A 21,358-nucleotide genomic window follows, 5' to 3' on the forward strand; every position below is an offset into this window, starting at 1 on the left:
AGCTAATAGCAGCCATTCGGCCAAGTTCGCCATTCCGTCAATCCGCCAGGGGTTGAAACCCCTGGCTCAAAGCTTAAGTCCTCTAAAGAGGACTGAAATGCACAATTGTTAAATTTGATTAGCTATTCAGTCGGTTTCAACCGACTTTCGCTATGAGACGGGGATTTCAATCCCCGGCGGGCTTGCGGGTAAGCGCGCCGGAAAAATCACAACAAAAACAAATAATTCATCCGAAAATTACTAACAAAACAGGTATTTATGCAGTACAAACTTAACCGAATATCAAAATCATTCATCCTATTTTTCCTAACACTTTCATTCTTACTAACAACCTCAACCAGACCAGTTTACTCCCACTGGTCAGACTTATCCGTAGCAGAAATAGTAGTCAACGATTTGCAAACCGAAATAACATTAACTTTCCCAACAGGCTTAACAAACTTCGCCGACGACAATCGAGACAGCCAGCTACAACCTGCTGAAGTTCGCAGCCACCAAACACAGCTAGAAAAGTTTTTCAGCCAACAAATCCGCCTCACCAACAGTAGCAACATTCAAGGCTCCGTAGCAGTTAAACCGCTAGAAATAGCAGCTAAAAGCGCCAGTGTTATCCAGCAGCCCAATACCCACAGCACCTTAATTTTAGACTACACCTGGCCCGCACCTTCTCAAGATAAAACCCCCCGTTTACCTGACTCAATTTCCATCTCCAAACCAGAGAAATTGCGTATTAATTACAATCTGTTTTTGCCCGAAGTTCCGACAGCTAGCTGCCAAGCTACGATTGTACAAGCCGCTGCTGTAAAAAGCTTTGTATTTACGCCACAAAACCGGGAGTTTTTGTTAGCAGGAAAGGAATCTATCTGGGATTCAGGTTGGAGTTTGCTGCTCGCAGTAGCGGGAGCATTTGCTTGGGGATGCGTGCACGCGATGTCGCCCGGACACGGAAAAACCATAGTCGGCGCTTATTTAGTTGGTTCGCGGGCTACTCCGGTACACGCTTTATTTCTAGCAGCGACGACTACAATTACTCACACTGCCGGCGTGTTTGCTGTGGGCGGAATTACTTTGTTTGCTTCTAACTTGATTGACCCGGAAAAATTAGATCCTTGGCTGAGTTTAATCTCTGGTTTATTAGTAGCCGTAATCGGGTTTAACTTACTCTTATCAAAAATTAAGACTAGGTTGGTAGTGAGGACTGAAGTTCTCAAAAAAATCAAAATTAAAATTTTTAATAAAAACTGGTTTTTAAGGAGTAAAGTCCTTACTGCGGAATGTGAAGAACCCGTAAATCTTTTGAGTAGGGGAAGTTGGGAGAGAGAATTTAAACCTGTAAAACCAGATATATCTCACCACTACCACCATCACGGAGACGGCCGGATTCATTCGCACTTGCCTCCCGGTGCTGACGGTTCTGCTATTACTTGGAAAAGCTTATTAGCCTTGGGGATTTCCGGCGGTTTGTTGCCTTGTCCTTCCGCTTTGGTGATGCTGTTGAGTGCGTCGGCTTTGGGCAATGTTGGTTTGGGAATGACGTTAGTGGTAGCGTTTAGTTTGGGATTGGCTTTAGTGCTGAGTGCGATCGGATTAATCTTAGTTTATGCCAAACGGAATTTTGATAAACTGCCCAAACAGATAACAGCAGTCAAATTTCTGCCTGCGATTAGCGCTATGTTTGTAATGTTTTTGGGGTTGGGAATTACGGGACAGGCGCTGTTGAAAATATTGGGGGCGAGTCAATGGGTAATTGGCAATGGATAAGCATAAAATTAGGACTCTCCCTCCTAACTACAAACTTACGAATTAGTCGGATTTTAGATACCCGATTTCTTGAAGAAACCGGGTATCTGGGTATTCTGTTTTTTAGCCGTTGCTCACTTATCAGGCCGCACTATTATATTTATTAATAATTTCGGCTAAATCCGGTACTCCCTTTTCCACGTAAGTCTTAGCTGAGGGGCGGAGTTTGGCATAAGCGCCTCTAACAACCGCTCTTGTGCTTTTCTCGGCTTTTTTGTCGCTGATCTGGAGCAATTCGTCTGCTACTTCAGCTTTTCTTTGGGCTAGATATTCGACTGGGTTGCCATTGTTTACTGCTTCAGCCCACATCGGATCGAGTGCGATCGAGATTTCTGGCAGAAGTTGATCGACGACTTGGGCGCAATAGTCAGCCCGTATCCCCTTGACAGTAGAGTAGGCAGCTTTAAGAGCCATACCACCCAATCCCGGCGCTGCTGCAACTTGTTTGTCTATCAGCTTTACACAGTCATCAACAAAACTTTCTCTGTTGTTTTCATTCAATAGAATATCGCTAAGTCCCATTTTCGCTTTCCTTGATTTAATAGTCAATGTGCTTATTAGCTTGGAGAGCCATCAGGGGATTATATATCTATTTTGATCCTTTAGTCAGGATTACACAAGTTTTTTAAGGTTGGAAAGTCTTTACTTGACAAGCTGATGTTGAGATTTGTCTAGTAGTATGTTATAGGAATTAATGTTCAATCTGCTAGTCATTATTGACCTAGGGTTTGTAGTAAGGGCTTTAGTCCTTATTAGGTGAGATTAATGAGGACTAAAGCCCTGACTACAAACTGATGAGTTGTGAACAGCCACATAGAAAAGAGGACAGCTCGAAAAAAACATTAGAAAGGCTCTGCCTAAGTCCGATCGCACTTGCACGTATCTTGCAGGTATCATTACGATTGGACGTTCGGCTTGACGCCTGCAGGTACTGAAACGATGGGAAGTTTCAGGGTTTGAGCCGGACGATCGCTCGATCGCACTACCAAATTTTTCGGTAATTTCGCGGAAGTGCTTAGTCCGGGAAATATGTGAAGGGATAAGGTTAAGCCGGCGGCTAATAATAGTTTTTCCAACATGGCATTGTCTCCCATACCTATGCCCTAGGGCATAATTCCTCTTACACCTACAACATATAAACATCCTCAGTCGCTTGGTGCGATCGCACGGGCATAGTCTAAGTGACATCTATCACCACGGAGAAGGGGGTGATGGGGATAGGGGGTGTGGGCATAGGGGGTAATGGGCATTAGGGATGTGGGGGAGAGTGGGAAATCTTGACTCGCACTTCTGGCGTCAACATCCGTTGAACGTGTTAAATTCCTTACACTGCTTCCTTGCCAAACTTCCCTACAAATCAAGAATTGTCCTAGAGAAAGAAGCCGTTGAGTCTCTCTCAAAGGTAGAATTAGCGCGTAGAAGTTATTTGACACAGCGGAGGTACCGACAATATGCTTGCATACTTTCTGGCGTTAGCGGTCGGTCTAGGCAGCTTCAGTATTTACATGGCGGCCTTCTTTTTTCCAGAAGTACACCGCAAAAGTGATTTTACCTGGAGCGGGGTAGGGCTTTTTTATGCGTTAATTTTATGGGCTTGTGCGGGACGAATTACTGGTGCTCTCCTGCTTGGTCAAATGGCGGGCGTGGCGATGTTGGGCTGGTTTGCCTGGGAAACTCTGACTTTGCGCCGGCAGGTGACGCCGATTGCTGAGCAAACGCCGATTCCTCAGTCGGCGAATTTGGCTGCAGCAGGCGTACCGTTTGCGGGCTTGTTTGCCAAGAAAAAAGAACCCGCAGCAGCAGCGAAAAAACCTAAGTTTGTTCGATCGCCCAAACCGAAAACTGATGTGGTTCCAGCACCCACTCTGGATAAGGGCGAGGTAAAGCTAGAGGAACAGCCGGCGATTACCCCCATAGCTGAAAGTATTGCTGAAAGTGCGATCGCCCCTGACTTGAAAATTCCCGACTCGAAAACACCTGCAATTGCAGAAATACCAGTGTTTTCAGTCGAAACTCCTGCTGCTGAGACTTCACAACCTCCAGCAGAATTAGCCAGCAACTTCACTCCTCTACCTCTACCTCTAGAAATTTCAGAAATAGCCGTTGCACCAAGTGTGGAGCCAGTAGAGGCTCAGCCAGAGCCTCAACAGCAGCCAGAAGTCGATGATTTTGACGAGGAAACAGAATGGAGGACAGCCGTTAAAGAGTCGCAGGCGGCAGCGGCAGCGGCGGCGGCCCCAACGGCGGCCCCAACTCCTCCTACTCCTCCTAAACCAGCTAAAAAAGCCGGCGGTTTCGGTAGTCTGTTTGACAATATCAAAAATAGTCTCGGCGGTATGTTGGGACTCGGTGCGGCTAAAAACAAGTCTGATGCAACTCCCCAGACGCCAAAACCTTCCGTGACTCCAGAATCGATCGCACCTGAATCTCAAATAACGGCAACTCCTGCACCAGGTATCGACCAAATTCTCGAATCCGAATTAGCCCAGGCGGCTGCGGAGGTGGCAGCCGAAACCAGCAACACTGTTGTGGAAACCAGCCTTGGAGTGCCTTTTCCCACCAATGTTGAAGCAATGGCCGCGTTGATGGCCACAGAAACCGCGAGTTCTGACAAAATAGGGGAAACTCCGATCGAAGATCGATCGTCCGCCCAAATCCAGACACCGCTGGCTGCTATTGGTGAACCGGAAGCAGCAGCAGGCGTACCAGAAGCAGCAGCCCCTGCTGTATCTCTGGAAACCCAGACACCGCTGGCTGCAGTTGGTGAACCGGAAGCAGCAGGCGTACCGGAAGCAGAAGCCCCTGCTGTATCTCTGGAAATGACAGTGGTGGAAATGGCAGCGCCTGTAGAGATAGAAGTACCGGGAGAACCTGGGTTGAGCGTGCAGGTGGAAACGGTTTCAGTATCAGTGATCTCGATCGAATCCACAGATAAAACACCATCTTCTGAGGGAGAACAACCGGAATTGATTCGCCCGAATCCCCCCCCTTCCATAGATAAAACACCATCTTCTGAGGGAGAACAACCGGAATTGATTCGCCCGAATCCCCCCCCTTCGGAGCTAGTAGAAGCTGCTCGTGCGGCCGATGAATCCAAGTCTGAGAATGTATCCGGCGAAGATAAGCCGTCATCTTAAGGCAGAAAGCAAAAGGTAGAAACCAGAATTTTTTTTGATTCTGCCTTCTGCCTTCTGCCTTCTTACTTCTTACTTCTTACTTCTTACTTTTTTCTTCTTACTTCTTACTTCTTACTTCTTACTTTTTTCTTCTGCCTTCTGCCCTCTTCCCTTTGCCTTCTGCCCTCTGCCTTCTGCCTTCTGCCTTCTTCCCTCTTCCTTCTTCCGACGGACATCGGACTGACATCCGTTACATCCGTTACATCCGTTACATCCGTTACAGAATCCGTTGCCGAACTTCCCTCTTCCCTCTTCCTTCTCCCTTAATATTATGAAAGCAATTATGGTCGTGGGAACAACATCTCACGCAGGGAAATCATTACTCGTTGCAGCTTTGTGTAGAATCTTTAAGCGGCGAGGCTGGCGGGTAACTCCGTTTAAAGGTCAGAATATGGCACTGAATTCCTATGTCACAGCCGCCGGTGGAGAGATTGGTTACGCTCAAGCAGTGCAAGCTTGGGCTGCGGGCGTCGCACCTTGGGTAGAAATGAATCCGATTTTGCTCAAGCCACAAGGAGACATGACTTCTCAATTGATTGTCAAGGGCCGGGCGATCGCCAATGTGCGAGCATCTCAATATTACGAGCAGTATTTCGATATTGGCTGGCAAGCTATTCGGGAATCTTTAGAATTTCTCAAGCAAGAATTTGACATGATTGTGTGTGAGGGAGCCGGTAGCCCAGCAGAGATTAATCTCAAACACCGCGATTTAACAAATATGCGGGTAGCTAAATATTTAAAGGCTCGGACTTTGCTAGTAGTTGATATCGATCGCGGTGGTGCTTTTGCTCACATTATCGGTACTTTGGAATTGCTCGATCCCGACGAACGAGCTTTAATTAAAGGATTCATTATTAATAAGTTCCGAGGGCAAAAATCGATATTAGATCCGGGCCTGACTTGGCTAGAAGAAAGGACGGGAATCCCGGTAGTTGGGGTGATTCCTTGGATAGACGAAGTGTTTCCCTCAGAAGATTCTCTCGATTTGCTCGATCGGCGTTCTCCTAATTCTCAAACCGACATAAATATTTCGGTCATCCGCCTGCCCCGAATTTCCAATTTTACAGACTTTGACCCCCTGGAGTCGGAAACTACCGTCACAGTCAAATATGTCAGCCCAAAAGACCATTTAGGCCATCCAGACGCCGTGATTTTACCAGGCTCTAAAACTACAATTTCCGATTTACAGGTGCTGCGGCAAACAGGTATGGCAAAAGCTCTTCAAAATTATTTAGTAGCTGGCGGTACAGTCATGGGAGTTTGCGGCGGCTTTCAGATGCTGGGAGAAAGTATCACCGATAAAGAAGGCATTGAGGGAGAAAAGGGAGAATTTCCAGGATTGGGATTACTGCCTTTGAAAACTGCGATGGCACCGAACAAAATTGCGCGCCAACGAATCGTAACATCTAACTATCCTCAACCGGGTTTGCCAGTTTCCGGTTACGAAATTCATCAAGGAAAAACGCAAATCCTAGAGTCAGATTTGACTCAACCGCTATTTGACGATGCTAGTTTAGGCATTGTCAATACTTCTCAATCAATTTGGGGTACATACCTGCACGGCATCTTTGACAACGGAGCTTGGCGGCGAGCTTGGTTAAATCACTTGCGGCAGCAGCGGGGACTCCGCGCATTGCCTACAGGTATTCCTAATTACCGAGAACACCGAGAAACTCTGTTAGACTCTCTAGCAGATACTGTGGAAAAGCATTTAGATATAAAGCATATTTTAGGTTAATTAGTTAACTGTTGACAGTTGACAGTTGACAGTTGACAGTTGACAGTTGACAGTTGACAGTTGACAGTTGTTTGTTATAGTTGAGGTTCAAATTCAATGACAAAAGTTTGTTTTTTACCAGATAATGTGACAGTTGAAGCTGAACCAGGAGAGCTTTTATTAGATGTAGCCAAACGTGCAGGGGTTTCTATTCCTACCGGCTGTCTCATGGGTTCTTGTCACGCTTGCGAAGTAGAAATTGATGGCGGAGATACGATTTGTGCTTGTATTTCCGGCATCCCTTACGGGAAAAAGCAAGTGACAATTAATCTGTATGTTGACCCGAATTGGTAATTTGTTAGTAGTCAGTTGGCAGTTGGCAGTTGGTTGTTGGCATTAGTCATTAGTCATATTATGTCCGGTCGATTACCCCTAATACGGTAGGGGCGGGTTCACGAAAAATATCGGCCAATAATTGACAATCTCAAAAACCCGCCCTTTTAATCGCGGTCACTCGATCGGACATGATATCATTTGTCATTAGTCAACAGTCAACTGACAACTGACAACTGACAACTGACAACTGACTAATTCTTTTGCCATTCTTGCTGTTTCTTGCGAGCAGATTGCAGCCATTTTTGGGATTCGGGATAAACCGTTGTGCCTGGTTTGACGGATTCTAATTGATTGATAATTTCTTGCAAGTGGCCGAGGGCGTAACCGGGATTTTGACGGGGAGAATTTACATTATTTTGCAAGGAAGCAAACAAGCTCTTAGCCTGGTTCAAAGCTTCCACTGACTCTCTCTCTGCTGTCAGTCGAATCTTTGTAGTGCCTAAATTATTTTGATATTCAGCTAGTTTTGTTTGAGCGTCAAGATAGCCCGGATTATCAAATGTAATTTGGCTGAGTCTCTCAATGGCAGCTTGCCACAAATCTGCTATTTTTTGCCAACTTTCTGCTGAATGGGGCGGTTTCTGGGATGCGACGGCGGCAGTTAAGGCAAATTCTTTTGCTGCTTCGATTAAGTTGTCCGCACGCACCGATCCGGTGGCTACACCGCCCATTGCTTTAAAATCTCTCTCTGCAGCTTGGAGTTTCTGCTGAGCCCTTTCTCCCGCGAGGGTGTCGGCGGGAATTTGATTGAGTAGGTCGATCGCACTTTGCCAATTTACCGTCGCTTTTTGTCTATCCGCAGCCGTTTTTGCTTGCTGATACTGCTGTTTCGCCGCGTTGAGAGTTTGTTCGACTTGATTTAACTGAGTAAAAGCATTTTTTTGCTGGAAAATCTGAGCCTCCATCCGCCCGACATTTTTGCGGGCGGCTTGAAATTCATCGACTGTAAACCGCCAACGGCAGCCGAAAAATTTGCAGTAAGTGTGTGGATAGTTGCCGAGGAACCACACCGGCAAGGCGTCGAGGTGTTTTTGAGCCTCTTTTGCTTTAATTTCGCCCAAGTCAAAATCAGCGACAGCCGTGGCTTTATTCACCAGTTGATCGGATTGTTCCACAAGGGCGATCGCCTGCCGGTAATTGTGATCCATACTCCTAAAACTCGGCAGCAATAATATCGGCATTGTTTTCGCCACGGGCAAGCGAATCAGGGGAAAAGGTAGGTTAATCAGCCAAATTATCCCCGCTGCACTTCCCAACAAACTCCCAGCAAAGATGATTTTACTGAACAATCCGGGCGGGCGGTTGGCTTTGACGGCAGCTTTGAGAGCTTGTTCGCTGAAGTTGGGAAATTCGTCTTTGAAGGTATCGCGGATTTCTTCTCTTGAGGCGAAAGTGCCGTTTTGCGATCGTAACTTCTCCAACCGCTTGAGTACCATCCGTCGGTAGACATCACCGCCTAGACTATCAGCCGCCGCGCACTTGTCAACTTCTCCCCGCAAAATTTCAAAAGCTCGATCGGTAAGACGCGCCATAAAACTCACCTATTCCCTTTTAATTATTTTACAGGTTCCCAGTCACAATAATTGTTAAAATATAGCAATCCTTGCATCAGTTGTAAAAATATGTAGGGGTAGTGCTACCCCTACTCCCCGTGCCTACCCCAGCCTGCATCGGGGCAACCACGGGGGGTTTGCCCCTACAATAATTACACAAATGATTTAGAATTGCTATATATAAACTTTATATCAAATAATCCGAATTAAGTTCATGCCGACTGCTTTAATCACCGGTGCTTCTGGCGGAATTGGTGCAGCCTTTGCCGCCGAATTAGCCAAACGCCAGCACAATCTAATCTTGGTAGCTCGTTCCGAAGACAAATTGCAACAGCTAGCTGCTAAACTGCAACAGGAATTCAATATTTTGGTCGAAATTATCGTTCAAGATTTGACCGCACCGGGCGCTGGAACTGCTGTATTTGACGCGGTTGTTAAAAAAGGTTGGACGGTTGATTTGTTGGTGAATAATGCGGGTTTTGGCGATTACGGTGTTTTTGCCGATCGCCCGCTTGCGAAACAACTAACAATGGTGCAACTAAATATTGTAGCATTAGTTGAACTCTCGCACTTATTTTTGCAGGGAATGCGGCAGCGAAAATCAGGAAGTATTATCAATGTTGCCTCCATCGCAGCTTTTCAACCGATGCCGTACTTGTCGATGTATGCAGCGACTAAAGCTTTTGTTTTAAGTTTCAGTGAGGCGCTTTGGGCGGAAAACAAAGATTTAGGAATTGGCGTTTTGTGCCTTTGTCCAGGGCCGACAGAATCGGACTTTTTCGCAGTAGCTGAATTCCCTCAATCAATGGCATCCAGCAGCGGGCAAAAACTCGTTCCCGCAGCGGAAGTAGTGCGAGATGCTTTGAAAGCTTTAGAGAAAAATGAGTCTAATGTTGTCACAGGGGGAATTCCCAATCAAATCATCGCCAATATGCCTCGATTAATGCCGCGAGAACTTTTGGTGAAGTCGGTAGAAAAGGTGTTTCGGGCGAAAGAGGAATAATCGCGATCGTTGACAATATAAATAAACCCGCCCCCACCCAAGGATAAACATTCGATCGCCCCTCATCCAAATTTTACCAAAAGGTCGCACATTCCGGCCACAAAAATCCCCGCTACCAAAATCCCCGACGCTACCCCACAAGTCCGCCGGGGGTTGAAACCCCCGTGTCATAGCGAAAGTCCTCTAAAAGAGGACTGAAAAGCAAATTAAATAAACACTCCAGTATTTGTCACCCTAATAAAGTATTTGTCACCATTATTCAGTCGGTTTCAACCGACTTTAGCTATGAGACAGGGGTTTCAACTGGCGGACTCGCGGACAAACAAACGACCCCCCGCACAAACAAACGACCCCCCGAACAAACAAACAACCCCCCGGACAAACCATCGGACCGACGAATAAAGGATATATCCCCGTGGTGTTGCACATATTGTCGCCCAAATGTGAAAACCCTTACAAAAAACTGGGCCCCAAACAGATGTGTTTAACCAAGAATAAATTAATGGATCGCACAATCCAAAATCCTAAATCGCCATGAGTTCAGAACGCGAACAAGCCTATCTCAAGCTGATAAATCAACTGCTAAATAGTCCCAGCGGCGAAGAAGCAGAGATATTGAAAACTCACCCGGAATTGCTGGATAATGGCTTGGTGGCGGCAATTATACTGAAAGTGAAAGCACACAAATTATTTGAACAAGGCAGTCAGCAGTATAAAATCAGTCAATTTGGAGAAGCTTTGCAGTCTTGGGAACAGGAATTAACTATTAATCGGGAAATCGGAGCTCGCAAGAGAGAAGCTGCTTCCCTTTGCAATTTGGGTTCAGCTTACACATTCCTAGGGCAATATGACAAGGCGATCGAGTTTCTGGAACAGTCTTTAGAGATTTCACGGGAAATCGGAGATCGTCAAGTAGAAGCTGCTTCCCTTTGCAATTTAGGTGGTGTTTATGTATCCCTAGGACAATACGACAGGGCGATCGAATTTTACGAACAGTCTTTAGAGATTTTACGGGAAATAGGCGATCGCGATAAAGAAGCTGCTGCCCTCCATAATTTGGGCTTAGCTTACAATTCCCTAGGGCAATATGACAAGGTGATCGAGCTTCTGGAACAGTCTTTAGAGATTTCACGGGAAATCGGAGATCGCCAAGTAGAAGCAGCTTCCCTTTGCTATTTGGGCTTAGCTTACTATTCTCTAGGGCAATACCACAGGGCGATCGAATTTTACGAACAGTCTTTAGAGATTGAACGGGAAATCGGAAATCGTCAAAGAGAAGCTGCTTTCCTCGATAGTGTGGGGTTAGCTTACTATTCTCTAGGGCAATACCACAGGGCGATCGAATTTTACGAACAGTCTTTAGAGATTGAACGGGAAATAGGCGATCGTCAATTGGAAGCTTTTTCCCTGAACAATGTAGGCTTAGCTTACGAATCTCTAGGGCAATTCCACAAGGCGATCGAGTTTCTCGAACAGTCTTTAAAGATGAAACGGGAAATCGGTGATCGAGATGGAGAAGCTGCTGCCCTTTGCAATTTGGGTACTGTTTACAAATCTCTAGGGCAATACCACAGGGCGATCGAATTTCTCGAACAATCTTTAGGAATTTCACGAGAAATCGGACATCGCCAATGGAAAGCTAATTCCCTCGGCGGTTTGGGCAGTGTTTGCCGATACCTAGGGCAATTCGACAGGGCGATCGAATTTTACCAACAGTGTTTAGAGATTGACGTGGAAATCGGAGATCGAAAAGGAGAAGCTATTTGCCTCGGCAATCTGGGTAATGCTTACTATTGCCTAGGACAATACGACAGGGCTATCGAATTTCTCGAACAGTCTTTAAAGATGAAACGGGAAATCGGCGATCGAGATGGAGAAGCTACTTCCCTTTGCAATTTGGGTGCTGTTTATGTATTCCTAGGAAAATATGACAGGGCGATCGAATTTCATCAACAGTCTTTAGAGATTTCACGGGAAATCGGATCTCGCCAAGTAGAGTCACAATCTCTCACAAATTTGGGAGCTACATTTCTAAAAACTCACCAACTTGCTGAAGCTGAAACAGAACTTCGTGCCTCAGTCAAAATTTCTGAAACTATACGTTATGAATTAGTCAATAATGACCATAAAGCCTCAATTTTTGAAACCCAAGTATCTACATATCACCTACTGCAACAAGTCCTAGTCGCCCAATCTAAATTCGATGAAGCCTTAGAAATATCCGAAATGTCCCGCACCCGCGCCTTCGTCGAGTTATTACAACAAACCTTATTAACAAATGATTTACCAGCGAATGACCAAACAAATAAATTATCAATTCCCAGAATCCAACAAATCGCCCGCGACAGAAACTCCACAATAGTTGAATATTCCATTATCGATTCAGCAGTTTACATCTGGGTAATCCAACCAAACGGCAACATCACCCATCGCGCCGTCACCCTCAAACCCCTCAACCAACTAAACCAAAACCTCAAACAAATCATCCTCCAAGCCCGCCTCTCCATCGGCACCGATGAAACCGACGACCGAGGCAACAAAATTCAGCTAGAATCCCAGTACAAACGAGACGAAACAGGCCGCTTTCCCCTACTGCAACTCCTCCATCAAATCCTGATCGAACCCATCATCGACTTGCTACCCACCGATGCCAATAACCCCATCATCTTCGTCCCCCACTACGACTTATTTTTAGTACCCTTCGCCGCCTTGCAAGATAGCAACAACCGCTACCTAATCGAACATCATACCATCCTCACCAGCCCATCGATCCAAGTATTAGAAATCACCCGCGAACATCAAAACCGAGTCCGAGGATTGAGACAAGCCGCCCTAATTGTCGGCGATCCAACCATCGCCCCAAAATTTAAAGAAAAACCCTACGAACTCGAACAACTGTCCAGGGCAAAAGAAGCCGCCGAAGCCATAGCCGAAATTTTAGGAACCCAAGCAATTAGCGGAGATAATGCCACAAAAGTCGCCATTTTAGATAGGATGCTAAACACGCGCATCGTCCATTTATCCGCCCACGGACTCCTCGACGATTTCCAAGGTTCCGGCATCCCCGGCGCGATTATTTTAGCACCATCGGGAGATGACGACGGCGCAATTCATGCCGTGGATATCCTGCAATTAAAACTCGATTCCGAACTCGTAGTATTGAGCGCGTGCAGCACCGGGCGCGGTAAAATCACCGGAGATGGAGTCATCGGATTGTCGCGCTGCTTCATCCTCGCCGGAGTCCCCAGCATCATCGTTTCCCTGTGGAATATGGGAGTGATTTCAGCCAAATTGCTAATGACTGAATTCTACCAAAATTTAGCACGGGGTGACAATCGAGCAGCGGCCTTGCGGTGTGCTATGCTAACCACAAAAGCTCGATTTCCGAGTCCCGTAGCTTGGGCTGCATTTACCTTAATTGGCGAAAACGAAACTTTACCGCTGTCAACTGAAAAAACAGATTTAAGGAGATTAGTCATGTCACTTCCCGATGATGCGAAACCCGAAGAAATTGTGGCGGCTTTCAGTAAGTTATTGAAAATATCCGAGCCGCAATTTGTCGCAGAATTATCAGCGATTGATGTTGGTTCGACCGATAATGTAAATGTTATCGCTCAAACAATCAAGGATTGGTGCGAAAGCAAGCCTCAAATTGAAGAGAATTTGGAGAATGAGATTTATCAAATGGGTGCGGGTGGCACTCATAGTGATCCACCGGAGGAAATCGTGAGGGAGTTTTGCGAAACGCTGAAGGAAAATAAGATTCGATTGGGTTTGTCTGTGTCATCTGCACCGCCTACACCGCCAACAAATAATCCAGAAACACCTTCCTAGAAGACAAACCCTAAAAATCTTGTGGGGTGGGCATCTTGCCCGCCCCAAATATCTGATAGAAATACTTGAAAACATCTCAAAAACTTGATTATGAGCCCAGAATGGCAAATTAAAAATTCCAGCATTACCCTCTATCCTTTCCACCTGCGGGATGATAGGGACGAAGGCTACGGACAAGTAGCCAGAAATGCTCAATCCTTGTGGGAAAATCTAGCAGATAATGTCGGCAAAGAATTTAAATTCCACAAACTAAAATCCCTCAGAGACCAGCTAATTTGTTACAAAAACGGCCTGTATTATCCCGACGGCGAACGGGAAAATCTGACTAACGAAGAATTGCTAATTTCAGATAGTGGAAAAACTCTGAAGTTTCCGCAAATTATTCAGCCAGATAACCAGAAACTTGATGGTTCTATCTATCCCCTGCGAATTCACGATACTTACACCGCAGACTTGACATTTTACTATCAAGATATCACAATCAAAGTATCAGAATTAACTCGATTAAATCCCCAAGGTTGCTTGTTGCCAAACGCAATTCAACCGTCTCTGGGACAAACCTTATTATTCTACGCCGAACCAGCAGTTTATGATACTTACCGGAAACTAGCTGACGACTCTGTTAAAGCTTTGGTACAAGATAAACAGCCCGCATCAGTAGAGTTTTGCGCCGGAGGAAAGTTATTCGGGAGTCCGATTTTTGAGTATGACAGCCGAGAAGATGATGCGCGTCACCGGTGTCACATTCTAGTATGGTTGCAAGAAAATCCCCGAACTTTGGAATTCGCAACCTCGACTTTCAACTTTTACTTAATAAATCTACTTTGTTCTCGGGCTAAAATCGTATTTGTGTATCACGCAGCTAGGAAAAAGTATCGCAAAGCACAGCAAATAGTCGGCGAGTTAGAAAAGAAGCTTCCCGAATTGGGTGCAATAGAAAGCGAACAAAATCGACAAGTTAAGTTGCAGAAGTTAAAGGAGTTGCTGGCTGAAGTTCGCACTAAAATGTTGGCTTTTGCTCAGCAGATGCGATATTTGCAAGAAGACAGAAATACCATTGATACTAATGCGGAAAATTATAGCAATGCCTTGACAAAAATTACAAGTTTGTGCATCGACGGCGATAATCTTGACTTTTTGCAGAAGTTTCTATATGTGGCTGAGAATAAATATCAGCGGCAAATTGAAATAGATTTAGGCTACCTGATTGCTAGTCAAGATTTGTTCCAGCAGTCGATATCCACTGTGCGGGGGATGGTGGAAATCGAACAGGTGGAATTGGACAGGGAACAGATGGAATTATACAAGCAACAGGAAGACAGGGAGAAAAAACGATCTCGCCAGCTTGAGAATATCATCTTTTTTGTCGGAACTGCGATCGGCGGCGGACAAATCTTTTCCGCCGCCTATCCTCTAATCAAGGATAAGGATACACCGATTCAATGGCAACCCGATTTTTCTCTACCGCTGCATCTCTTTACTGCGACAATTATCTGGAGTCTGCTGTTTGGCTTACTATTTGGCTTGTTAATGCTGGGTATCGCCGTGTGGGTAAGGAAAACTTTTCCCCGATAATTTGGATTTATGACTTACGCATAAAACCAAAGAAACCGGCTTTTTCGGGGTTTTTGGGTGGTATAACTCATATGTTGCAGCATTCTTAAGAACAGGCAAGATGCCTGTTCCACAAAGAGTCAATTTTTTGGGGGGAGTAGGGGTTGGGCATCTTCGCCTCAGCATTCTTAAGAACAGGCAAGATGCCTGTTCCACAAGCCGAAGATGCCGCCCATAAATTACAAATATCGAGTTAACTGGACTCGATAGCGTTCCTTCTTAGTAACAGCAACTTCCCCAATTTCCAATCTTCCCTTGCCCGTAACAGCAATTAAATCTCCCGACTTGACATTATAACTAGCTTGAGTAACGTCTTTCCAGTTAACTCGCACGTCGCCACTATCAATTAAATCGGCCATTTTGCTGCGAGACATTGCGAATCCAGCCGAGGCGACAGCATCCAATCTCATGGATGCTTCAACGGTTGTCATTTCTTTCTTTTTGGGTTCTCTAATTTTGAGTTCGCTCAACTCAATGCGCCGCGTTTGTACAGGAACCGATCGCACTTGCTGCAAACTCATCTCCAAATACTCTACCATCTCCGGCATGACAATGGCTTGAGCGCCGCGTTCTCCCAAAACAATCACATCGCCAGTTTTCTCGCGGACAATTCCCGTACCCAACATCGCGCCCAAAAAGTCGCGGTGAGAAGCTGTATCGAACAAGAAATTGCCAGCTATTTCTACTGCCGCAACGTTAACGCTACCAGAGTCGATCGGGATATCCGATCGCGCGATCGCAATTCTTTGTCTTTCAGCTTGCGGGTAGCCGCCCCAAGCCACTAATTCCACATCTGTTAAGCGCTTAAATACCGTCATAGTGTCCGCCAATTCTGGAGGCGACAGAAAATCAGTCAGAGTAACTTCCCAAGTTTTAATTGCTTGTTCCGCTTGGTCGATCGCCCGCGCCACACAGTCGCGGTTTTCAATGCTTTTTAACAGTTCTTCTCTTGGTAACATCAGTCAATTTTAGATTCTAATTTGAAATTGCCAAAGCTTGCTGTAACTAAAAAGTCTACTTTTTTAACAGTCGCACTAACTTAATTATAGTCTAAAATCATCAAATAACGATTTTATGATTTTAGTTGCTGATAAAGCTGATATGATGAGCACGATTATTGTACCAAATGTATGAAGTCTTCGAGTTAAAGTTTTTGCAGGAGCTCGATCGAGTATGGCAGCAAAATTGTCCACCCAACTACTTATTCTTCTTAACCCGCAAATACAACTCTTCCATCGCCTCAATAAACGAACCATCCTTGTGCCAAAACTGTGGAAAATCTCCCTGTTTCTTCACCACGATCGCACTTACACCACTTGGCGCTGCCACCTCAATCGTCTGCGGTAATCGCTTCGCACCATGCCAAAACTCTTTCAGACTGACCGTTTGCGCCTCACTGGCGATCGCCCGCGTGTAATAGGAATCCACCGCCACAGGGGCCGCTGCATCCGCCGTTAACTCGGCAGAAAGCGCCAAGCCCAAAGGCGTTTTTGCTAATTCGCTGTGCAGCACTTCCTTAGAAAGCCCCCGTAATTCAAACAGTAAAAATGGATCTTTGTCCAATTCTGCCGCCACCAAATAATAAACTCCGGCAATATGTTTGCAGGGATTGCTATAGTCTGGGCAAGAGCAAGTAGTCTTAAAGTCGTCGCGGCTGCTGGGTAAAAGGTGCAATCCGAGGGGTGCAAAAGCATTTTCAATGTTGTCGGGCATTTCGTTGAGTAGCAGGCGGGAAATGAAGCTGGCTTTTGATGCCATTTGGGCGATCGCCACTTTCCACTTTGCCTGACTAATTGGCTCAAACTCAATTTGAGTTGTGTACAGAGGCTCCTTATAAACCCCAAAATAAGGATTAACCGAGCCTCTCACCTGTGCCATCACTAACCCATCATTCATGCCAAAGCTTTTTACCTTGCCGTTCCGTGCATAGGAACGTCCCCGCCCAAGTCGCCCAGAATCTGTAAATCTTTCTAACGCATCGATAAATTTATTGCCCCACCAAGTCCGAGTAAATTGTGACATAAGCTGTTCTGCATTTAAATTATATATTTCGATGACAATCAAAAATCCTCTCCCTCTCTCCCCCTCTCCCCCTCTCCCTCTCTTATGTTGTTTCTCCTAATCTAGAACCGCATTTTTATTGAGCCTAATTAATTTCTTAAATGCCTCATTATCCAACTCAGTCAACCACGACTCATCCGCACCAATAATTGACCCTGCCAATTTCTTTTTGTCCTCAATCATTTGGTCAATCTTTTCTTCCAAAGTGCCAATCGCCACAAACTTATGCACAAACACATTTTTTTGCTGTCCGATCCGAAACGCCCGATCCGTTGCCTGATCTTCCACCGCCGGATTCCACCAGCGATCGAAATGGAACACGTGATTGGCTTTTGTCAGCGTAATTCCCACGCCGCCCGCCTTCAGTGACAGAATAAATACCGAAGGTTCAGACTCTGGATCTTGAAACTCTGAAATCATCCGTTCCCGTTTTTCGCGACTGGTTCCCCCGTGGATGTAGTAAGTGTTGTAATGTAGCGTTTGTTTAATATATTTTTCCAAGGCGCTTCCCAGTTCTGTAAACTGCGTAAATACCAATAAACTTTCGCCTTCTGCTTTGACTTCCTCAATCATCTCGATCAGCCGTTCCAGTTTGTGCGATCGCTCTGGTGTAAACTCACTTTCATCTTGCAAAAACTGGCGCGGATGGTTACAAATTTGCTTCAGCTTCAGCAGTGTCGCCAAAATCATCCCCTTGCGCTTCATCCCTTCCGCCGCGTCAATTTCTTGTTCTACCTCTTTCACAATCGCTTCATAAAGCGAAGCTTGCTCGCGGGTAAGATTGCAGTAGAGTTTTTGCTCAACTTTGTCGGGGAGATCCTGAATAATCGACTTATCGGTTTTCAGGCGCCGGAGAATAAAGGGTTCCACTAATTTTTTGAGCGCTGCCGATTGCGTGCGACTCCCATTTTTTTGAATCGGGATCTCAAACAACTTCCGAAACTGCGCCTCTTTACCCAGATAGCCCGGATTGAGGAAATTAAAAATTGACCATAAATCCAGCAATCGATTTTCCACGGGTGTTCCAGTCAGCGCCAGTCGATGGGTAGCGGGTAACTTTAAAATCGCCTTGGTTTGCGCCGCTTTCGGATTTTTAATATTCTGGGCTTCATCAATTACCACGCGATGCCACGCTACGCTGCTCAACAGCTTCTCATCTTTTCGCACCAAGGTAAAGGAAGTAATCAACATATCGCAATCTTGGACGGCGGCTTTAAATGCTTTGGCATCTTGCAAACGTTGAGGGCCGTGGTGAATCAGCGATCGCAATTCGGGAGCAAACTTTTCCATTTCCTTTTGCCAGTTACCAACTACGGAAGTGGGCGCAATTAGCAGCGTGGGTAGAACCGAAGGTTCGATCGCTTTTTCTGTCTTTTTTTCTGTCTCTTTTATAGTAGATAAAACTTCCCGCTCTTGCAATAATCTAGCAATCACCTGCGCCGATTTACCCAAACCCATATCATCGGCAAGACAGCCATTTAATCCCAAACTTTCCAAATAACTCAACCAAGAAACGCCGCGCTTTTGGTAATCCCGTAACTTGCCCTGAAACTTTGCTGGATTTGCAATTAACTCTAACCGACTCTTATCGTGCAGCTTCTCCAACATATCCGATAAAGTGCGATCGCGCTCAACCTCCAACTGTTCGCTCGCTTCTCCTTCTGCCGTCAACTTCATAAAGTCAATCAGGCTTAAATCGGGGTTTTCTTGGCGATGTTTTTTCCAAAAGTCCAACATCTCCTGCATCTTGTCTTTGTCCAGTTCCATCCATTGTCCTCGGAACTGCACCAGCGGTGTTTTGCTATTTACTAACGCCTGCCATTCTTGTTCGCTAACCCGTTCACCCCCGATCGCCAATTCATATTGATATTCCACCAAGGAATCCGCCGAAAACAATCCTTTGCCCTTGATTGCAGCGCTCTTGCTGCCCTTCCCTTTGACTTGCAGGCGAATCTTCGCCCGTTGTCGTCCCTTCGGCGTCCACCAAGCCGGGACAATCACTTTGTATCCGGCGTCTTCTAATACCCAAGCGGACTCGCTGAGGAAGGTGAAAGCATCATCTAAGCTGAGGGAAATGTTAGCAGGTTGGTCGGTTTCTAACCCTTGCCAAAGTTGGGGATAAATGCGGGCAGCGTAGCCGAGATTTGTCAGTAAATGTTGCTCAAAGTTGTCTCCGAATTGTGTTTGCAACTGTTTTTGTTGAGTCGATCGCGATCGCCAATAATCCTGCAACGGCATCCGCAGAGATGGGTCTTTTTTCGCAGCCACCTGAAACTCTAAAACCCAAGGCTGTTCGGGGTTTTCGGGGGATTGTAGTTGAAAGCAGAGGGAGAATGAGTCAGCAGATTGATTGCGCGTAATGCGATCGCGCCAGGTTTGCCATTGCCGATATTGTTCAAGGCTTACTCGCGCGATTTTTCGTGTTTGGTTGAGGCAGATTTGGATTAAAGAATCTGCAATCTTATTCTCAAACGATGCTGGGATCGGGGTTTGAGTGACCATTTCCGCGATCGCACACTCGGAAAAATGCCGCAGCAACCGTTCGCGATCGTAGAACTTTGGTGTATCTTGTAGCTGGATCTTCCGAAAACCGGACACACAAACTAAAGGCATCCATTCAACATAGCGTTGTAAATCAGTTTCGTACTGTGTTGAAACAATTTCCCATCCCGGATAAATCTCAAAGCTGGGTTCAATTTTGGCAGGTGTTTTTGGAGTTTTTGCAGTTGTTTTGGTTTTTGTCTCGCCCGCTTTTTTACGCCCGCGCGTGGCTTTCTCAGCGGGTTCGGATGTTTCGATGGGTGCGATCGCGATCGGAGCAGTTTCTCGATAGCGCAACGCCGGAATATAATGATCTTTCAGAACAATTTGCTTAAAACTTTGGGTGTAGTGATACCAAAATAGCAAGTCTGAACCAAACTGAACTTCTGCTAAATCGTAGAGGGCAAAAAAATGCAGATCGTTCAATACTTTAGTCAAAGTGTGGGTGGCGATGGACACACAATCAACTTCCCAATACTCCAACTCAAATGTTTCGGGTAACTCTGTCTCTAAATATCGCGCTAGTTCTAAAGAGGGCAACGGCTGGTTATCGGCAGTGGGCAGTAAAAAATACCGAGGGACGATCGCGTATTCTCGCCCCATCGCACTTGTATTGCTGACTGCTGACAGTTGAATCCCGGCTTCTTTCGTTAGAAACTCTCTTAACTGTGCCGTCTCCAATTGTCGGGGATGAACCTTAGCAGGCTGTTTTTTCTTTTGAGTGGTTTCAACCCAAAGACAAAAAGTTCCACCTTGAACAAAACTCTCTTCTGTTTGAGGAATCCAAGTCCCGTGGAGGATTTTCATAGGTTATACCAAATGCAACCTTTGGCAGCCTATCATATCATGAATGAGTGGGAAAAGATAAGACGGCGGTTGAAAGCAGGTTTATACAAACCATGTCTGCTGGATGCCGACTCTAGAGAATAACGTAATTTTACCCCAGTTGTCCTCTTTAACCACCCTCTGCGGGTTTTGACTTGATAGATGCGGTTTCAACCGCCGAGTCTTCTTACAAATTTAGAAAATATCAGTTAAATCCAACACAAAACCGGGTAGTACATCTTCACCGGACAGAGTTGCAGGCGAGTCTAAAATTTCCACATCTGAACCTTGACGGGAGATTTCTACTTTTCTATTTTTGCGCTCGAGCAACCATCCCAACCTCGCTCCATTTTTCACATACACTTTCATTTTAGCCCGCAATTTTTCTAGGGAGTCAGTGGTAGATCGCAATTCCACCACAAAATCGGGACAAATCGGCGCAAATTTCTTTTTTTCTTCAGCAGTTAAAACCTCCCACCTGTCGCGCCGAATCCAAGCAGCATCGGGAGAAATATCTGTACCGTCGGGCAGCTTAAATCCCGTTGAAGAATCAAAAGCAATTCCCAAATGCTTATTTTGACGGCTCCAACCTTCGAGTTGAAAACTTAGATCCGCATTTCGTCTGCCTGTATCGCTACTCGCAGGCGGCATAATAATTAATTCTCCCGTTGCAGTGCGCTCAAGTCTCAAATCCCGGTTGTCTATACACAACTGAAAAAACTGCTCGTCTGTTAATTCGAGCGTTAATTCTAGGGGAGAATCTAGGGGGATAGTTTGTGATTCCATAACGGCCTCCAAATATTACACGAGTAAAATGTCAACAGTTAACCGTCAACAG

Annotated in this window: 14 protein-coding genes; 7 read left to right on the forward strand and 7 right to left on the reverse strand. The window is 45.7% G+C overall.

Features of this window, described 5'->3' with window-relative positions:
- Nucleotides 1–258: 258 nt before the first annotated feature.
- Nucleotides 259–1,761, forward strand: a complete 1,503-nt coding sequence (locus QUB06_RS10625) for a HoxN/HupN/NixA family nickel/cobalt transporter (protein ID WP_333435258.1) — start codon at nt 259–261, stop codon at nt 1,759–1,761.
- A gap of 120 nt (nt 1,762–1,881) precedes the next feature.
- Here the strand turns inward: QUB06_RS10625 and QUB06_RS10630 are convergent, their stop codons facing one another.
- Nucleotides 1,882–2,322 (reverse strand): DUF6918 family protein, encoded by a 441-nt coding sequence (locus QUB06_RS10630; RefSeq protein WP_333103868.1) that lies wholly within the window; start codon nt 2,320–2,322, stop codon nt 1,882–1,884.
- A gap of 374 nt (nt 2,323–2,696) precedes the next feature.
- Nucleotides 2,697–2,879 (reverse strand): hypothetical protein, encoded by a 183-nt coding sequence (locus QUB06_RS10635; RefSeq protein ID WP_333435259.1) that lies wholly within the window; start codon nt 2,877–2,879, stop codon nt 2,697–2,699.
- Between the two features lie 372 nt (nt 2,880–3,251).
- Between QUB06_RS10635 and QUB06_RS10640 the strand changes: the two genes are divergently transcribed.
- The 3 genes from QUB06_RS10640 (at nt 3,252) to QUB06_RS10650 (ending at nt 7,047) form a co-directional block, all read left to right on the forward strand.
- On the forward strand, nt 3,252–4,937 hold the full coding sequence (locus QUB06_RS10640) for a Ycf66 family protein (protein WP_333435260.1): 1,686 nt from the start codon (nt 3,252–3,254) through the stop codon (nt 4,935–4,937).
- A gap of 310 nt (nt 4,938–5,247) precedes the next feature.
- Nucleotides 5,248–6,714 carry a cobyric acid synthase CobQ gene (cobQ, locus tag QUB06_RS10645; RefSeq protein ID WP_333141065.1) on the forward strand — a complete coding sequence of 489 codons (1,467 nt, stop codon included), beginning with the start codon at nt 5,248–5,250 and terminating at the stop codon, nt 6,712–6,714.
- Nucleotides 6,715–6,810: 96 nt separating this feature from the next.
- Nucleotides 6,811–7,047, forward strand: coding sequence for a 2Fe-2S iron-sulfur cluster binding domain-containing protein (locus QUB06_RS10650; RefSeq protein ID WP_333435261.1), 237 nt, complete (start codon nt 6,811–6,813; stop codon nt 7,045–7,047).
- Nucleotides 7,048–7,280: 233 nt separating this feature from the next.
- On the opposite strand, the gene QUB06_RS10655 is transcribed toward QUB06_RS10650, so the two are convergent.
- Nucleotides 7,281–8,621, reverse strand: a complete 1,341-nt coding sequence (locus QUB06_RS10655) for a hypothetical protein (RefSeq protein WP_333435262.1) — start codon at nt 8,619–8,621, stop codon at nt 7,281–7,283.
- A 235-nt stretch (nt 8,622–8,856) separates the two neighbouring features.
- Between QUB06_RS10655 and QUB06_RS10660 the strand changes: the two genes are divergently transcribed.
- The 3 genes from QUB06_RS10660 to QUB06_RS10670 all read left to right on the forward strand — a co-directional run bounded on the left by QUB06_RS10660 (nt 8,857) and on the right by QUB06_RS10670 (nt 15,054).
- Complete coding sequence (locus QUB06_RS10660; protein ID WP_333435263.1) at nt 8,857–9,645, forward strand: SDR family oxidoreductase; 789 nt, start codon at nt 8,857–8,859, stop codon at nt 9,643–9,645.
- Nucleotides 9,646–10,179: 534 nt separating this feature from the next.
- The gene (locus tag QUB06_RS10665) at nt 10,180–13,479 is read left to right on the forward strand and encodes a CHAT domain-containing tetratricopeptide repeat protein (RefSeq protein ID WP_333435264.1); all 3,300 of its coding nucleotides are present in this window, start codon (nt 10,180–10,182) and stop codon (nt 13,477–13,479) included.
- A 90-nt stretch (nt 13,480–13,569) separates the two neighbouring features.
- The gene (locus QUB06_RS10670; RefSeq protein ID WP_333435265.1) at nt 13,570–15,054 is read left to right on the forward strand and encodes a hypothetical protein; all 1,485 of its coding nucleotides are present in this window, start codon (nt 13,570–13,572) and stop codon (nt 15,052–15,054) included.
- A 218-nt stretch (nt 15,055–15,272) separates the two neighbouring features.
- Here the strand turns inward: QUB06_RS10670 and QUB06_RS10675 are convergent, their stop codons facing one another.
- From QUB06_RS10675 to QUB06_RS10690, 4 genes are all read right to left on the reverse strand, one after another.
- A complete protein-coding gene (locus QUB06_RS10675; protein ID WP_333435266.1) occupies nt 15,273–16,052 on the reverse strand; it encodes a photosystem II S4 domain protein in 780 nt (259 codons plus the stop codon).
- A gap of 238 nt (nt 16,053–16,290) precedes the next feature.
- Nucleotides 16,291–17,115 carry an SWIM zinc finger family protein gene (locus QUB06_RS10680; RefSeq protein ID WP_333435267.1) on the reverse strand — a complete coding sequence of 275 codons (825 nt, stop codon included), beginning with the start codon at nt 17,113–17,115 and terminating at the stop codon, nt 16,291–16,293.
- A 96-nt stretch (nt 17,116–17,211) separates the two neighbouring features.
- Complete coding sequence (locus tag QUB06_RS10685; RefSeq protein WP_333435268.1) at nt 17,212–20,502, reverse strand: DEAD/DEAH box helicase; 3,291 nt, start codon at nt 20,500–20,502, stop codon at nt 17,212–17,214.
- Nucleotides 20,503–20,715: 213 nt separating this feature from the next.
- Nucleotides 20,716–21,306 (reverse strand): Uma2 family endonuclease, encoded by a 591-nt coding sequence (locus QUB06_RS10690; protein WP_333435269.1) that lies wholly within the window; start codon nt 21,304–21,306, stop codon nt 20,716–20,718.
- Nucleotides 21,307–21,358: the final 52 nt, after the last annotated feature.

The organism is Microcoleus sp. D2_18a_D3, assembly GCF_036702455.1.
Lineage (GTDB): Bacteria > Cyanobacteriota > Cyanobacteriia > Cyanobacteriales > Microcoleaceae > Microcoleus.

What these genes read in the sequence shown, in the direction of transcription:
- QUB06_RS10625 (WP_333435258.1), top strand. Translation starts at nt 259, where the DNA reads ATGCAGTACAAACTTAACCGAATATCAAAATCATTCATCCTATTTTTC.
- QUB06_RS10690 (WP_333435269.1), bottom strand. Translation starts at nt 21,306, where the DNA reads ATGGAATCACAAACTATCCCCCTAGATTCTCCCCTAGAATTAACGCTC.
- QUB06_RS10630 (WP_333103868.1), bottom strand. Translation starts at nt 2,322, where the DNA reads ATGGGACTTAGCGATATTCTATTGAATGAAAACAACAGAGAAAGTTTT.
- QUB06_RS10635 (WP_333435259.1), bottom strand. Translation starts at nt 2,879, where the DNA reads ATGTTGGAAAAACTATTATTAGCCGCCGGCTTAACCTTATCCCTTCAC.
- QUB06_RS10670 (WP_333435265.1), top strand. Translation starts at nt 13,570, where the DNA reads ATGAGCCCAGAATGGCAAATTAAAAATTCCAGCATTACCCTCTATCCT.
- cobQ (WP_333141065.1), top strand. Translation starts at nt 5,248, where the DNA reads ATGAAAGCAATTATGGTCGTGGGAACAACATCTCACGCAGGGAAATCA.
- QUB06_RS10680 (WP_333435267.1), bottom strand. Translation starts at nt 17,115, where the DNA reads ATGTCACAATTTACTCGGACTTGGTGGGGCAATAAATTTATCGATGCG.
- QUB06_RS10675 (WP_333435266.1), bottom strand. Translation starts at nt 16,052, where the DNA reads ATGTTACCAAGAGAAGAACTGTTAAAAAGCATTGAAAACCGCGACTGT.
- QUB06_RS10660 (WP_333435263.1), top strand. Translation starts at nt 8,857, where the DNA reads ATGCCGACTGCTTTAATCACCGGTGCTTCTGGCGGAATTGGTGCAGCC.
- QUB06_RS10650 (WP_333435261.1), top strand. Translation starts at nt 6,811, where the DNA reads ATGACAAAAGTTTGTTTTTTACCAGATAATGTGACAGTTGAAGCTGAA.
- QUB06_RS10655 (WP_333435262.1), bottom strand. Translation starts at nt 8,621, where the DNA reads ATGGCGCGTCTTACCGATCGAGCTTTTGAAATTTTGCGGGGAGAAGTT.
- QUB06_RS10640 (WP_333435260.1), top strand. Translation starts at nt 3,252, where the DNA reads ATGCTTGCATACTTTCTGGCGTTAGCGGTCGGTCTAGGCAGCTTCAGT.
- QUB06_RS10685 (WP_333435268.1), bottom strand. Translation starts at nt 20,502, where the DNA reads ATGAAAATCCTCCACGGGACTTGGATTCCTCAAACAGAAGAGAGTTTT.
- QUB06_RS10665 (WP_333435264.1), top strand. Translation starts at nt 10,180, where the DNA reads ATGAGTTCAGAACGCGAACAAGCCTATCTCAAGCTGATAAATCAACTG.